A 14,541-nucleotide genomic window follows, 5' to 3' on the forward strand; every position below is an offset into this window, starting at 1 on the left:
TGCCAGCGCCGGGGTCATCACTAGAATTCACTCACCGGACCCCGCCAGACAACGCCCTCAACTGTTCTGGTCCAACGACCAAGCCAGTTTCGGCCACTCCGACAACACAGCGGGACCCCGGACTCACGGAGAAGCCATCATGAAAGCCCTACTCACAACGACCGTCTTTACGCTGAACCCCGGCGAAGTTGCGCCGCTGTCGGTGCATGCCGCCCAGCGCCTGTTTGTGGAAGATGCCAGGGGTGTCGATGTATGGGTGACCTGCGAGAATGATTCCGAGGATTACTGGCTGCGCTGCGGCGGCAGCCTGCTGTTGCGGCGCGGCGACGAGATCGTGCTCAGCGTCGACACGCGCGCCAGCGGTCCGGTGCGGCTGGCGCTGATCGCCGAGGCACGGCGCCCGGCCCTGACCCTGGCCGATCTGCCGCACCTGGTGTTCCGCGCCGCGCGCCGGTTGGTTCGAGGCACGGAATGGACGCCGGGGCAGGACAAGATCCACGCCTCATGATCCCGGGGCGCGGCGGCCGAGGCTTGTATGGCCGCCGCCCGACGGCAAATGACCCGGAATGACCCAGATCAGGGCCGGTCTGTCCCAGCGCAGACCGGCCCTTTTCGTTACACTCTCGGGCATGCATCCGATCCAAGTCATCGATCAGGGCCGCCAGCCGTACGAGCCCTGTTTCGACGCGATGCGGGCATTCACCGCCGCACGCACGCCCGAGACGCCCGACCAGATCTGGCTGGTCGAGCACCCGCCGGTCTATACGCTCGGGCAGGCCGGAGACCCCGCACACCTGCTGGCCCCCGACGACGCGATTCCGGTCGTGAAGATCGACCGTGGCGGTCAGATCACTTATCACGGACCCGGCCAGGTCGTGGCCTATCTGCTGCTCGATTTGCGGCGCCGGCACCTCATGGTGCGCGAGCTTGTGAACGACATCGAGCAGGCGGTACTGGACACGCTCGCGGCGTATAATCTCGCAGCCGAACGCAAGCCCGGCGCCCCCGGCATTTATCTGTCCGATGGTCCGCACCAGGGCGCCAAGATTGCCGCGCTCGGCCTCAAGATCCGCAACGGCTGCAGCTACCACGGTGTCAGCCTGAACGTGCAGATGGACCTGGACCCGTTCCTGCGCATCAACCCCTGCGGCTATGCCGGACTGGAAACGGTCGACATGGCCACCGCGGGCGCCACCTTCGTGGCGGCGCACGATGCCGGCCCGCTGCCCGTCACCGCGGCACAACAACCCGCAATCGCACAACGCCTGGCGGCGGCCCTGTGCGAGGTCCTGACCGCACGCGAGGCGAGCGCCCAGGCCCACGGGAATGCCGCTGCCGAGGCTGCCTGAACCCGTGGCACGCCCGGCCCCGAATCAACGCCAAACATGCACGCGGCTGCGCGTGCGGAGAACAGTATGAGCGACGCACTGATCGCCACGTCCAGCGAAGCCCCGCAAACGCCTGAATACGACGCTACCAAGAAGCAGAAGTCGGCCGAGAAGACCGCACGCATCCCCATCAAGATCGTGCCGGCCGAAAAGCTCAAGAAGCCGGACTGGATCCGCGTCAAGGCCGCCACCGGCAACTCGCGGTTCTACGAGATCAAGGACATCCTGCGCGCCAACAACCTGGTCACCGTGTGCGAGGAAGCCAGCTGCCCGAACATCGGCGAATGCTTCGGCAAGGGCACGGCCACGTTCATGATCATGGGCGACAAGTGCACGCGCCGCTGCCCGTTCTGCGACGTGGGCCACGGCCGTCCTGACCCGCTTGACGTCAACGAGCCCGGCAACCTGGCACGCACCATCGCCCAGCTCAAGCTGAACTACGTGGTGATCACCAGCGTGGATCGCGACGACCTGCGCGACGGCGGCGCCCAGCATTACGTGGACTGCATCTCGCAGACGCGCGAACTGTCGCCGAACACCCGCATCGAAGTGCTGGTGCCCGACTTCCGTGGCCGCCTGGACAAGGCGCTGGACATCCTGCTGACGGCACCGCCGGACGTGATGAACCACAACATGGAAACGGTGCCGCGCCTGTACAAGCAGGCTCGCCCGGGCGCGGACTACGCGCACTCGCTGAAGCTGCTGCAGGAATTCAAGCGCCGCAACCCGGACGTGGCGACCAAGTCGGGCCTGATGGTGGGCCTGGGCGAGACCGACGAGGAAATCCTGGAAGTCATGCGCGACATGCGCGCGCATGACATCGACATGCTGACGATCGGCCAGTACCTGGCCCCGTCGAACCACCACCTGCCGGTGATGCGCTACGTGCATCCGGACACCTTCAAGATGTTCGAGGAAGAGGCCTACAAGATGGGCTTCACCCACGCCGCCGTCGGCGCCATGGTCCGCAGCTCGTACCACGCCGACCAGCAGGCGCATCAGGCGGGGTTTGCGTAATCCCCCAGGACGTCTCTCTCTCACAAGAAACCGGCCAGGCATCCCCTGGCCGGTTTTTTTTGCGCCGGATGTCTGCAACGCGCCTTTCAGTTCCCTTTCGTGCGCAGTCTGGTAATCGCCACTTAATCACCCTTGTGGCGCCAACTTCCGCCAAATGGTGCATAACTACATAGGGTCTACCCCGAGTGCCGGGCGTTGCCATGTTTCGATATGATGAATTTATCGATAAATCGTTGATGAAATTCGATTGAGTCACATCGGGTTCATCGGCGAGACATGTCGCGGTCCCTGTGGCGCCTACACTGCATGGATCGAAGCCCCGCCCCCAACCAGCGAGCCCTCCATGCCCCAATGCACCGTTCACCGTCTGGCCGAGCAGGCGCTGCTCTATAGCGTCGCGCCGCCAGCCTCGCTGGATGTTCAGCGCCGCATCTGGGCCATGGCTGAACGTGCTGCCGACTGGCGTGGCGTGGTGGATGTGGTGCCGGGCATGAACAACCTCACGCTGACCTTTGACGACGCGGCCGACGTGGCGGCGCTGGAGCGCAACCTGAAGCTCGCGTGGGCGTCGGGCGAGACGCGCAACACCACGGGCAAGCTCGTGGAAATTCCGGTGCGCTACGGTGGCGAGTTCGGTCCCGATATTGCCGATGTGGCCGCGCATACCGGCCTGACTCTGCAGGAAGTGGTGCGCCGCCACGCCGCCGGCGAATACGTGGTCTATTTCCTGGGCTTCCAGCCTGGCTTTGCCTATATGGGCGGCCTGGCGCCCGAACTTGCCACGCCGCGGCGCCGCGAGCCGCGCCTGGCCGTGCCGGCCGGTGCCGTGGGCATTGGTGGCGAGCAGACCGGCATCTATCCGGCCGTGCTGCCCGGTGGCTGGCAACTGATCGGCCGCACCGAGGCACAGCTGTTCGTGGCTGACCGCGATCCGCCATCGCTGTTCGCGCCTGGCGACACCGTGCGTTTTGTTGCCGAGGAGGTGTTGCTGTGATCGAGATCCTTCGACCTGGCGCGCAGGCGTCGGTACAAGACCAGGGCCGTACGGGATTCCGCCGCTTCGGCGTGGGCCGCTCGGGCGCCGCCGACGGGCTGGCGCTGAAGGTGGGCAATCGCCTGCTGGGCAACGATCCGAATGCGGCCGCCATCGAATTTACGCTGGGCCGCGCGGCGCTGCGCTTCGAGGCCGACATGCGCGTGGCGCTGACCGGCGCCGAGTGCAGCGCGAACGTCGATGGCGTGCCGGTCTGGTCGTGGCATGCGTTCGACGTACGCCGTGGCGAAACGCTGACGCTGCCCGCGCCACGCGGTGGCTCGCGCACCTATCTCTGCGTGGCTGGCGGTATCGACGTGCCGCTGGTCATGCAATCCCGCAGCACCGATCTCAAGTCCGGCTTCGGCGGCTTCGAAGGCCGCGTGCTGAAGGAGGGCGACCACCTGCCCGTGGGCCGCCCCGGCATCGATGCCGAGCAGGACTGGGTTGGCGTGGCCGCGCCGGGCTGGGCGCTGCCGCTGCGGCGCGAGGGCAATGCGCTGGTGATCCGCATGCTGGCCGGCCCCGAATATCCCGATTTCGAGCCCGAATCGCAGGCGGCGTTGTGGTCGTCGGACTGGTCGATCACGCCGCAGAGCAACCGCATGGGCCTGCGCCTGCAGGGTCCTGCGCTGGCGCGCCGCGCCGACCGCTCGGGCGACCTGTTGTCGCATGGCGTGGTGCCGGGCGTGATGCAGGTGCCGCCCAACGGGCAGCCGATTGCCCTGATGAGCGACGCGCAGACCACGGGTGGCTATCCGAAGATCGGCACCGTGATCGGCGCCGACCTGTGGCGTCTGGCCCAGGTGCCGCTGGGCGCCACGGTGCGCTTCCAGCAGGTGTCGGTCGAAGAGGCCGCCGCCGCCCAGGCCGAGGTGGACCGCTACCTGCGCCAGATCGACCAGGCGCTGCGTTGGCAGGGCGCCGGCATGCTGATTGCCGCGCGCCGCCGCACGACAACTCGGTTCGTCGCATAACTCTTAAATCGCCCCACACATCCGGAGAACGTCCCCATGCAAATCGACCTGAATGCCGACCTTGGCGAAGGCTGCGGCAATGACGAAGCCCTGATCCAGTTGATCAGTTCCGCCAACGTGGCCTGCGGCTGGCACGCGGGCGATGCGGCGACGATGCTGCAGACCGTGAAGTGGGCACTGGACAACAACGTGGCCATCGGCGCGCATCCGAGCTTTCCGGATCGCGAGAACTTCGGCCGTACCGAAATGCAGCGCGACCCCGAAGCGGTCTACGCCGACGTGCTGTACCAGATTGGCGCGCTCGACGCCATGGTGCGCGCGCAGGGCGGCCAGCTGGCCCACGTGAAGCCGCACGGCGCGCTGTACAACATGGCGGTGCGCGATGCAAGGCTGTGCGACGCGATTATCCGCGCCGTGCGCGACTACGATTCCGACCTTGTCTTCTTCGGCCTGGCCAACAGCCAGATGATCACCATGGCGCGCGACGCGGGCCTGCGCGTCAAGGAAGAGGTGTTTGCCGACCGCGGCTACAACCCCGACGGCACGCTGGTCAAGCGTGGCACGCCCGGTGCGCTGCATGACGACGAAGACGTTGCCCTGAACCAGACGCTGTCGATGATCCGCGACAAGCAGGTGCGCGCGATCGACGGCACCTGGGTACCGATTCGCGCCGAAACCGTGTGTCTGCACGGCGATGGCGCCCACGCGCTTGCCTTTGCGCGCCGCATCCGGGAACGGCTCGGCGCGGAAGGCATCGCCATCCGGGCCGGCAACTGACGGGCACCCCCCGGCAGGCGCAGGCTTTGCTCCACTCGTAATCAGGTGTTTCCTATGGAATCGGCTGTCAATCTTTGGCCCCTGCTCGGGGTCGGCGTCATCATCCTTGGCTTCGTCCTGCGGTTCAATCCCATGATGGTGGTGGCGGCAGCCGCCATTGTCACGGGGCTGGCCGCGTCGATGCCGGTCGTGCAAATCTTTACTGCCATCGGCACGGCCTTCGTCAAGGCACGCAACCTGCCGCTGATCATCCTGCTGCCGCTGGCGGTGATCGGCCTGCTGGAACGCCACGGGCTGCGCGAGCATGCGCAGGCGTGGATTTCGCGCATCGCATCGGCCACGGTCGGCCGCCTGCTGATCGTCTACCTGGCCGTGCGCGAGCTGACCGCCGCCGTGGGCCTGACCAGCCTGGGCGGCCATCCGCAGATGGTGCGTCCGCTGCTGGCCCCGATGGCCGAAGGCGCGGCGGAAACGCGCTTCGGCCACCTGCCCGAGCCGGTGCGCCAGCGCGTGCTGGCATTCTGCGCGGCCACCGACAACGTGGGCCTGTTTTTCGGCGAGGACATCTTCGTGGCGTTCGGTGCCATCGCGCTGATGCACACGTTCCTGCTGTCGTCGAACATCGATGTCGAGCCGCTGCACATTGCCGTGTGGGGTATCCCCACCGCAATCTGCGCCTTCCTGATCCACGCCGTGCGCCTGAAGCGCCTGGATGGCTGGCTGGCCCGCGAGCTCGGCGGCAAGCAACCGGCCGGCACGCCGGCCACCGCCGCTGCTGCAGCCGCAGCCAAAGGGGAGTAAGCGATGATTATCTCGATCGAGTATCTCTACTGGCTGGCCGGCTTTGTCCTGCTGATTACCGCGCTGATGACGTTCGCGGACAAGACGCATCCGCGCCGGCTGACCACGGGCCTGTTCTGGCTGCTCTACGCCATCATCTTCCTGATCGGCGACAAGATCCCGCCGGCCATCGTCGGCGTGGGTGCCGTGGTAATGGCGCTGATCGCCGGGTTTGGCGGCGTGGGCCATGGCAAGCACGGCACGTTGTCCGAAGAGAAGCGCCGCGCCAGCGCCAGGCGCTTGGGCAACAAGCTGTTCATCCCTGCGCTGCTGATTCCGCTGATCACGGTGCTGGGCACGGTGCTGTTCAAGGACTTCAAGATTGCCGGGCTGCCGCTGCTGGATCCGAAGAACGTCACGTTCGTGTCGCTGGGCGTGGGCTGCCTGGTGTCGCTGTTCGTGGTCTGCTGGCTGACGCGCGACACGCCCGCGCAGAGCATGCGCGAATCGCGCCGCCTGATCGAGGCGCTGGGCTGGGCGCTGGTGCTGCCGCAGATGCTGGCGATGCTGGGCCTGGTGTTTGCCGATGCCGGCGTGGGCAAGGCCGTGGCGCACCTGACCACGTCGTATATCAACATGGACTTCAAGTTCGTGGCGGTGACGGTCTACTGCGTGGGCATGGCGCTGTTCACAGTCATCATGGGCAACGGCTTTGCCGCGTTCCCGGTGATGACGGGTGGCGTCGGCGTGCCGATCCTGGTGGGCGTGTTCCACGGGAACCCGGCCGTGATGGCGGCCATCGGCATGTTCTCGGGCTACTGCGGCACGCTGATGACGCCGATGGCGGCCAACTTCAATATCGTGCCGGCCGCGCTGCTGGAACTGGAAGACAAGAACGCCGTGATCCGCGCGCAGTTACCCACCGCGTTTGGCATCCTGATCGCCAACATCTTCCTGCTTTACTTCCTGATGTAAGGAAACTGCCATGTCCGTCCGTACCGTCCTGCTGACCGGCTTCGAGCCGTTTGAACAAGAGCCGATCAATCCCTCGTGGGAGGCGGTGCGGGCGCTCGATGGCGAGCGCGTGGGCGATGCGGTGATCGTCGCGCGCCAGTTGCCGTGCGTATTCGGCAATGCCATCGATGCGATGGCGGCACTCGTAGAAACACTAAAACCGGATGTGGTGATTGCCGTGGGCCAGGCCGGCGGCCGCACCGAGATGTCGATCGAGCGCGTGGCGATCAATGTGGACGATGCCCGCATTGCCGACAACGCCGGGGCCCAGCCCATCGACAACACCATCGCGCCGGATGGCCCCGCCGCGTACTTCTCGACGCTGCCGATCAAGGCCATCGTGCGCGACATGCGCGCCGCCGGCGTGCCGGCGATGGTGTCGCAGACTGCTGGCACCTTTGTCTGCAACCACGTGTTCTACGGGCTGATGCACGCGCTGGCGCAACGCCAGACCACGGCGGCCACGCGCGGTGGCTTCATCCACATTCCCTATCTGCCCGAGCAGGCCGCACGGCATCCCGGCGCGCCAAGCCTGGCGCTCGACACGCTGATCGCCGGCCTGCGCGTGGCCGTTGCCACATCGCTGGCGACCGATACCGATATCCGCGAGCAGGGCGGCCAGCTGCACTGATCGCTGCCGGCGGGCAGTCGATGACTGGCCGGCGGTGCTATTTCGATTCCTGCCGGTCTTGTGTCGCCGCTGCCACAGCCCGCGCCGTGGCGCGCCGCTGGGCGCGTTTCTGCAGGCGCCGCCGCAGCGTGATCTGCTCGAAGCGCCAGACCACATAGAAGAAGGCCAGGAACGGCCATAGCCAGCCCAGCCATTGCGCCAGGCTGTTGAAGTGGACGAAGCGGCCCATGCGCCAGCCTTGCTCCGAAATCCACGCGTAGGGGTTCGGCGGCAGGATATTGGTCAGCACCACGAGCCCGATCAGCGATACCACGGCCAGCACCGCGCGCAGCCAGCGCGGCAGGCGCAGCAGCAGGACCAGCACCAGCGAACTGGTCAGCAGGGCGAAGCGCCCGCCCTCGGACAGCCAGTTGAACGCGTTGTCGTCGGGAAACTGCAGCTCCGCGACGCTGGCCTTGATGATCAGTGCGGCGGTCAGCAGCCCGGCCAGGATGCGCAGCATCGGCGCGGTGCGCCGCATGGCGAGCGACGCAAACAGCCCGGTGCCGATCCAGCTCGATGCCGTCACCATGGTTTCCAGCAGCAACTGGTTCTGCAGGTCGTCGGGCCGCAGGTTGATGCTGTCCTGCCACGCAATCAGTGCCGGGAAATAGGCCTGCACCCACACCATCGGCCATGAGTCGGGATCGGTCAGCCATTCGCGCACGATGCCCCCCATGCCGAACAGGTGCTCCTGCGGAAACACCTGCGCGAACGGCCAGAGCACGATCAGCACGATCGCGAAGCTGGCATGTGGCTCGAACCACGCCATGCGCAGGCGGGTCAGGTTGCCCCGGTCGATCAGCGCGCTCGTGAACGGCGCCACCACGGCGGCGCCCAGCAGCGCGCCCAGCGCGTTGGTGATCAGGTCGATGTTCGACGATATCCGGGTAGGCAGCCACGTCTGCAGCGCTTCCATGACCGACGACAGCAGCGCGCCGGCCACCAGCGCGATCAGCGTGGCGCGCGCGCCCGATACGTGCGGATGCAGCGACAGCACCACGAGCGCGCCGAACGGGCAGTAGCCCAGCACATTGGTGAGCAGGTCGAATTCGGTGATGTAGCGCGGCTTGGGGGCGGTCAGGAACGCGAACGGCGAGATGCCGTTGCTTATCCAGCCCGAGAACGGATACAGGCTGGCGTAGACCACCAGCAGCGTGAAGCAGATCAGCCCCACACGCGCCAGGGGCGAATGTCGGGGCATCCAGCCCTCCAGTTCCTGTTGCGGCGGAGCCAGCGGGGGCGTCGGGGGCGAAGGAGGCAGGGGCGTATCCGGTGCCATTGACTGCGTAAAACCTTACGGCCTGATTCGCACTATAGGCGCTTCGTGTCTCATTGGCGTGGTGGCGTGGGCTTGGGTGTCTCGTCGGGCGGCAGCGGCACCGCGTTGCGCCCGGGCGGGTTCACGCGCGGCAACTGCGCCGGGCCGGCTGCGGTGGCGGCCTCCAGGGGCAGCTTGGCGGTCCAGTCGAGGATGGCGGCGATGACCGCGTCGCTGCTGGCCGACAGCGCCTTCACGCCGCCCGCGCCGTCGGCGCTGGGCGCCGGCTGCTCGGCCACGAAGGTCTTTTGTCCGATCAGTCCCTTGTGGAAGACCGTGGCCCGCGCGCGCACCACGCCGCGGCTGCTGGTGGGCGAGTCGAAGACCTGTTCGAAGCCGAGCAGGTCCACCTTGATCGCCGGTACGGTGGTGTCGCCGTACCACGTCAGTTCGCCGCGCGCGGACACGGCGTCGCGCAGGCGGTCGTCGAAGAGCCGCGTCGGGGCGTCTACCCAGCGCTGCGTGGCGTATGCCTGCAGCCGTTGGGCCTGGGTGTACTGCAGCCGGTAATAGATGCCCCGGCCGTCCATCCATGTCGGGCCATCGGTCTCGGCCACCCGCAGCTTGGGCAGGCGGGCAGGCGGCTGGGACGGCGCGGCGGCCAGGGGGCCAAGGTCGTAGGTGGTGCTGGGCTTGGCGGGCGACAGCACGCTGCAGCCGGACAGGGCGGTCAGCGCCGTCAGCATGACCAGCGAGGCAAGGGCGGAAGCGGTTCTCATGGTGGATTCCCGACGGTGGATCTGACGCATGGCGCGGCGACGGTTCAGGGGGCGTGGAAGCCCGGCTCGCCGGGTCCGGGCGCCACGGACGAGCCGCCGAACAGCACGCTGCTGGGCTGGTCGTTGAACTGGCCGGCTGCGCGGTCGATGCTGCGCGTGGCCTGGCGGGCATCGCGCGCCAGCCCGTTGATCTGCGGCAGCGTTTCCTGGGTGAAGATGCCGGCCGCCTGCTGCACCGAATCGGCGGCGCCCTGCATGTTTTCGCCCACGCGGTTCACGGTGCTCATCACCGTGCCATGCGGGTTGGCCAGGTCATCGGCCAGCCGGCGCGTGGAGGCCAGCGTGGCGTTCAGGTTGTCCACGGCCTGCGGCAGGCGGGCGGCCGCGGGCTGCAGCGACGCGGCCAGCTTCGAATAGTCGTCGGCGGTCTTGTGTACCGACCTGATTGCGGCCATCAGTTCGTCGCGATTGGTGGTCTGGAACATCTCGTTGAGCGATGACATCAGCGTCTCGGTCTGGGTCAGCAGCGAGTCGCCGCGCTTTTCCAGTTCCTCGAAGAAGCCGGGGCGCATCACGATGCGTGCGGGCTCGCGTGCCGACGTGTGCAGCGGCGGCGAACTGGAGCTGGCGCCGTCCTCGCGCGCGGTGTCGTCCAGCTGCACATAGGCGATGCCGGTCACGCCCTGGAAGCCCAGCGTGGCGTAGGTGGTGCGCGTGATCGGCGTGTCCTGGTTGACGCTGATGCGCACGATGATCTGGCCCGGCACCTGCGGATCGAACTTGATCGACAACACCTTGCCGACATCGAGGCCACGATACTTCACGTCGGCCTGGGGGCCCAGCCCGTTGACCGTCGACCGGGTGATCAGGTCGTACGGCACGCGCACGGCGTGGTCGCTGCTGAACCAGAACAGCGAGAACAGCACCAGGATCGCCAGTCCGATGGTGAACACGCCTGCCAGGAAGGCGTTTGACTTGTTTTCCATCAGGTGTCTCCAGTATTTCCAGTTGGCGCGGCCGGGCTGCCAGGGCCCTTGAGGGCGGGCAGCGCCTGCAGCGCGCGCTGGGCGCGGTCGCCCAGAAAGTATTCGCGAATGAACGGATGATCGACCTTGATCACCTCGGGAATGGGCGCGGCGGCCAGCACCCTGCGGTCGGCCAGCACGGCCACGCGGTCGGACAGCGCCACGAGCGTGTCCAGGTCGTGCGTGATCATGACCACCGTCAGGCCCAGCTCGCGGCGCAGTTCGCGGATCAGGGCCACGTAGTCGTCGGACGCCATCGGATCCAGGCCCGCAGTAGGTTCGTCCAGAAAAACCAGCTCGGGTTCCAGCGCCAGTGCGCGCGCCAGCGCCACACGCTTGATCATGCCGCCCGACAGGTCCGACGGCATCTTGTCGGCGTCCTTGGCCGACAGGCCCACCAGCTGCAGTTTCAGCAGCGATGCCTGGCAGATCAGGTTGTCGGGCAGCGCGCGCATTTCGCGCAGCGGCAGCGCGATATTGTCGATGACCGACAGCGCCGAAAACAGCGCGCCGCGCTGGAACTGCAGGCCCCAGCGGTTGCGCAGCGTTTGCAGCTGCGCGGGGCTCAGGCTGGCGGGGTTCTCGCCGAAGACCTTGATCGTGCCCGATGTCGGCCGCTCCAGCCCCACGATCTGGCGCAGCAGCACGGTCTTGCCCGTGCCCGAGCCGCCTACGATCGACAGCACCTCGCCGCGATAGACGTCGAGGTTCAGGCCGTCATGCACGACATTGTCGCCGTAGCGCTTGACGAGGTTGTGCACCTCGATGATCTTCTCGCGCGGGGTGTCGGGGCCGACTTCCGGCGTGGCGATGGTATTCATAGGCCCACGTTCTTGAACAGGATGGCGAAGACCGCGTCGGCCAGGATGACCACGGTGATCGACGTCACCACCGATGCCGTGGTGCCCTGGCCCAGGCTCTGTGTATTGGGCTTGATGCGCAGCCCGAAGTGGCAGGCGGTCAGCGCGATCAGCATGCCGAACGCCACGCCCTTGCCCAGGCCCAGCCACAGGTTGGCCACCGGCACCGCGTCGGGCAACTGGCGCAGGAAGAACGCGTAGCTGATGTCGAGCTGGTAGCGCGCGGCCACCATGCCGCCGGCCAGTGCCATCACGTCGGTCCACGCCACCAGCAGCGGCATCGAGATGGCCAGCGCGATCACGCGCGGCATGATCAGCCGGAAGCCGTGCGAGATGCCCATCACGCTCATCGCGTCGAGTTCCTCGGTCACGCGCATCACGCCGATCTGGGCGGTGATGGCCGAGCCGGAGCGGCCGGCAATCAGGATGGCGGCCAGCACGGGCCCCAGCTCGCGGATCACGGCCATGCCCAGGATGTTGACGATAAAGGTGCTGGCGCCGAACGTGCGCAGCTGGTTGGCCGACAGGTAGGACAGCACGATTCCGATCAGGAACCCGACCAGCGCCGTGATCCCCAGTGCCTTGTAGCCAACGTTGTAGACGTTGGCGGAGATCTCGCGCCACGGGCCGCGATGCGGCGCGCGCGCAAAACGCAGCAGGTCGAACGCAAGCTGGCCCAGCATGGTGATGCCGACGCCCAGCTGGGCGAAGAACGACAGCAGCCGGGTGCCCAGCAGGGTCACCGGATTGAAACGGTCGACCATGGTCTTGCGCCAGCCGTCGGTGCGCAGGTTCTGGATACGCTCGAACACCCTGCGCTGGCCGTCGTTCAGTTCCACGCGCTCGGGCATGCGGCCGTTCCAGGCCTGCCAGATCAGCTGCGCGCCGATATGGTCGAGCCGGGTCACGCCGGCCAGCGACCATTCGGCGTGCTGGGGCGCCTCGGTCAGTTCGTGCAGCTGGGCGCGCAGGCCGCGTGCCTCATGGCAGCCGGCAAGCGCAAGAGCAGTCCAGTCCCCTTGCAGTTGTATGCTGCAGGCTCCGTCCTGGCGCGAGATATCAATGGCGGGCGTCGGCTGGCGATCCAAAAGCGATGATCATGTGATGGCGGAGTCTCGATTCTATGCTACCAACCGGGGTCACGCGACCGGACATCCGCTGACACGGCCACGGCTACAATCTCGCCAGACTCCGCGCCATATGCCGCCCCGCCGGATTGATTCCTGATTCTTGCCGTCCCCATGCCAGACATTTCCGATTCCTCTGCCGCCCACCGTGCTGTCGATGCCGCTGCCCTGCCGGCATGGCGGATCGACACCGACACCCTGCGCCAGGCGCTCGACGGCGGCCCCGCGCGGTCCTGGCAGGTCGAGGTCGTGGAGGAAACGGGCTCGACCAATGCAGACCTGACGCAGGCCAGCCGCACGGCACCCTGGGCCGATGACGCTGCCCGCGTGCGCGTGGCCTACCGCCAGACTGCCGGGCGTGGCCGGCAGGGGCGCCCCTGGCAAGGAGCCGGGCTGATGTTCTCGGTGGCGATGCCGCTGGCGCTGGCGCCGGCACGCCTTAGCGGCCTGAGCCTGGCCGTCGGACTGGCCGTGGCCCAGGCGCTGGAAGACTGCGATGCCGCTTGCGGGACGCGCGTGGGCCTGAAGTGGCCCAATGACCTGCAGATCGACGGCCGCAAGCTGGCCGGCATCCTGATCGAATCGGTACCGGCCGGGCCGCAGCGGCTGTGGGCGGTGATCGGCATCGGGCTGAACCTGATGCGCGATCCGGATATGGAAGCGGCGCTGGGCCGCGAACTGGCGGGCGTGGCCGAGGCCATGGCGTCGTTCGACGCGCAGCGCGACCCTACGCGCATCCTGGCGGCGGTGCTGAACCGGCTGGCGGCCATGCGTGCGACGTTCCTGGCGCAGGGCTTTGCGCCGCTGGCCCCGGCGTGGTCGGCCCGCGATGCCTTCCGCAATGAACCGGTGCGGCTGCTGCATGACGGCCAGGTGCTGGCCGAAGGGCTGGCGCGGGGCGTCGATAGCGACGGCCACCTGCTGCTGGAAACGGCCGAAGGCCTGCAACGGATTGCCAGCGGCGAGGTGTCGCTGCGCGGAGCCAGCGCATGAGCACGCTGCTGATCGATATCGGCAATACGCGGCTCAAATGGGCCTGGTGCGACGATGACGCTGCCGCGCAGGCACCTTTGGCGGGCGCGCTCCCCACGCCCTGGCAGCACGCCGGCGCGGCCACGCACACCGTGCCCGCCGAGCGGGCCGCGCTGCTGGGCACGTGGCAGCGGCTGGCCGGCGGCCGCGCACCGGCGGTGTGGATCGCGAACGTGGCCGGGCCAACGCTGGCCGGCAAGGTCGATGCGTTGCTGGTGGACGCCTTTGGCAGCAGTGCCGCGCTGACATGGGTACGCACCACGGCGGTGTGTGGCGGGCTGGTCAACGGCTATCGCGAGCCGACGCAGCTGGGGGTGGATCGCTGGGTCGGCAGTATCGGTGCGCATCGCTGGCTGCCGGGCCAGACGTTGCTGATCGTCACGGCAGGCACGGCCACGACGCTCGACATCGTGACCCCCACGCCCGACGGCGCGCGATTCGAGGGCGGCCTGATCCTGCCCGGCCTGCAGTTGATGCTGGGCACGCTGGCGCGCAATACCGCGCAGTTGCCGGAACTGGACGTGCTCGATACCGGCGCCGGTGCCATGCGCGCGGTGCGGGCGTTGGGCGCAGACAACACTCACGATGCCATTGCCGCCGGCTGCCTGGCCGCGCAGGCCGGTGCCATCGAGCGCACATGGCGTACGCTGGCCGAACGCGGTGCAGTGCGCTGCCTGCTGTCCGGCGGCGCGCGTCACGCGGTGGCCGGGGCGCTCGCGATGCCGTTCGAGATGCACGATAATCTTGTGCTGCTTGGGTTGCATGCGATGGCGCTGCCCGCCTGAGCCCATTGCCATCATC

16 protein-coding genes are annotated in these 14,541 nt (G+C 67.5%); 11 read left to right on the forward strand and 5 right to left on the reverse strand.

What is annotated here, in order from left to right; all coding sequences use genetic code 11:
* Positions 1 to 139: 139 nt before the first annotated feature.
* From ACOABP_RS09390 to pcp, 9 genes are all read left to right on the forward strand, one after another.
* Positions 140 to 508, forward strand: coding sequence for a DUF2917 domain-containing protein (locus ACOABP_RS09390; RefSeq protein WP_474224710.1), 369 nt, complete (start codon positions 140 to 142; stop codon positions 506 to 508).
* Between the two features lie 121 nt (positions 509 to 629).
* Positions 630 to 1,349 carry a lipoyl(octanoyl) transferase LipB gene (gene lipB / locus ACOABP_RS09395; protein ID WP_474224712.1) on the forward strand — a complete coding sequence of 240 codons (720 nt, stop codon included), beginning with the start codon at positions 630 to 632 and terminating at the stop codon, positions 1,347 to 1,349.
* A gap of 66 nt (positions 1,350 to 1,415) precedes the next feature.
* Positions 1,416 to 2,405 (forward strand): lipoyl synthase, encoded by a 990-nt coding sequence (gene lipA / locus ACOABP_RS09400; protein WP_066734777.1) that lies wholly within the window; start codon positions 1,416 to 1,418, stop codon positions 2,403 to 2,405.
* 343 nt (positions 2,406 to 2,748) lie between these two features.
* Positions 2,749 to 3,399 (forward strand): 5-oxoprolinase subunit PxpB, encoded by a 651-nt coding sequence (gene pxpB / locus ACOABP_RS09405; protein ID WP_474224715.1) that lies wholly within the window; start codon positions 2,749 to 2,751, stop codon positions 3,397 to 3,399.
* Entirely contained in the window at positions 3,396 to 4,415 is a 1,020-nt protein-coding gene (locus ACOABP_RS09410) for a 5-oxoprolinase subunit C family protein (protein ID WP_474224717.1), read from the forward strand. The genes pxpB and ACOABP_RS09410 overlap by 4 nt, the downstream gene beginning before the upstream one ends.
* A 36-nt stretch (positions 4,416 to 4,451) precedes the next feature.
* A complete protein-coding gene (gene pxpA / locus ACOABP_RS09415; RefSeq protein ID WP_092600375.1) occupies positions 4,452 to 5,192 on the forward strand; it encodes a 5-oxoprolinase subunit PxpA in 741 nt (246 codons plus the stop codon).
* Positions 5,193 to 5,246: 54 nt separating this feature from the next.
* Positions 5,247 to 5,993 carry a DUF969 domain-containing protein gene (locus tag ACOABP_RS09420; RefSeq protein ID WP_474224719.1) on the forward strand — a complete coding sequence of 249 codons (747 nt, stop codon included), beginning with the start codon at positions 5,247 to 5,249 and terminating at the stop codon, positions 5,991 to 5,993.
* Between the two features lie 3 nt (positions 5,994 to 5,996).
* A complete protein-coding gene (locus ACOABP_RS09425) occupies positions 5,997 to 6,947 on the forward strand; it encodes a DUF979 domain-containing protein (protein WP_474224720.1) in 951 nt (316 codons plus the stop codon).
* A gap of 10 nt (positions 6,948 to 6,957) precedes the next feature.
* Positions 6,958 to 7,617 (forward strand): pyroglutamyl-peptidase I, encoded by a 660-nt coding sequence (gene pcp, locus ACOABP_RS09430; RefSeq protein WP_066734792.1) that lies wholly within the window; start codon positions 6,958 to 6,960, stop codon positions 7,615 to 7,617.
* A gap of 37 nt (positions 7,618 to 7,654) precedes the next feature.
* On the opposite strand, the gene ACOABP_RS09435 is transcribed toward pcp, so the two are convergent.
* The 5 genes from ACOABP_RS09435 to ACOABP_RS09455 are packed head-to-tail and all read right to left on the reverse strand — an operon-like array spanning position 7,655 to position 12,669.
* Positions 7,655 to 8,938: a VanZ family protein gene (locus ACOABP_RS09435; protein ID WP_474224722.1), complete on the reverse strand. Its 1,284-nt coding sequence runs from the start codon at positions 8,936 to 8,938 to the stop codon at positions 7,655 to 7,657.
* 50 nt (positions 8,939 to 8,988) lie between these two features.
* On the reverse strand, positions 8,989 to 9,696 hold the full coding sequence (locus tag ACOABP_RS09440) for an ABC-type transport auxiliary lipoprotein family protein (RefSeq protein WP_474224723.1): 708 nt from the start codon (positions 9,694 to 9,696) through the stop codon (positions 8,989 to 8,991).
* A gap of 44 nt (positions 9,697 to 9,740) precedes the next feature.
* Positions 9,741 to 10,682 carry an MlaD family protein gene (locus ACOABP_RS09445; RefSeq protein ID WP_474224724.1) on the reverse strand — a complete coding sequence of 314 codons (942 nt, stop codon included), beginning with the start codon at positions 10,680 to 10,682 and terminating at the stop codon, positions 9,741 to 9,743.
* Complete coding sequence (locus ACOABP_RS09450) at positions 10,682 to 11,542, reverse strand: ABC transporter ATP-binding protein (RefSeq protein WP_474224726.1); 861 nt, start codon at positions 11,540 to 11,542, stop codon at positions 10,682 to 10,684. The genes ACOABP_RS09445 and ACOABP_RS09450 overlap by 1 nt, the downstream gene beginning before the upstream one ends.
* Positions 11,539 to 12,669: an MlaE family ABC transporter permease gene (locus ACOABP_RS09455; protein ID WP_474224727.1), complete on the reverse strand. Its 1,131-nt coding sequence runs from the start codon at positions 12,667 to 12,669 to the stop codon at positions 11,539 to 11,541. The genes ACOABP_RS09450 and ACOABP_RS09455 overlap by 4 nt, the downstream gene beginning before the upstream one ends.
* Before the next feature lie 153 nt (positions 12,670 to 12,822).
* Here ACOABP_RS09455 and ACOABP_RS09460 point away from each other — a divergent pair, with 153 nt between their 5' ends.
* Together ACOABP_RS09460 and ACOABP_RS09465 are read left to right on the forward strand one after the other, a co-directional pair.
* Complete coding sequence (locus ACOABP_RS09460) at positions 12,823 to 13,701, forward strand: biotin--[acetyl-CoA-carboxylase] ligase (protein ID WP_474224728.1); 879 nt, start codon at positions 12,823 to 12,825, stop codon at positions 13,699 to 13,701.
* Positions 13,698 to 14,525 (forward strand): type III pantothenate kinase, encoded by an 828-nt coding sequence (locus ACOABP_RS09465; RefSeq protein WP_474224729.1) that lies wholly within the window; start codon positions 13,698 to 13,700, stop codon positions 14,523 to 14,525. Before ACOABP_RS09460 ends, ACOABP_RS09465 begins: the two co-directional genes overlap by 4 nt.
* Positions 14,526 to 14,541 lie beyond the last annotated feature (16 nt).

The sequence above is a fragment of the Cupriavidus sp. HE11 genome, assembly GCF_056097175.1.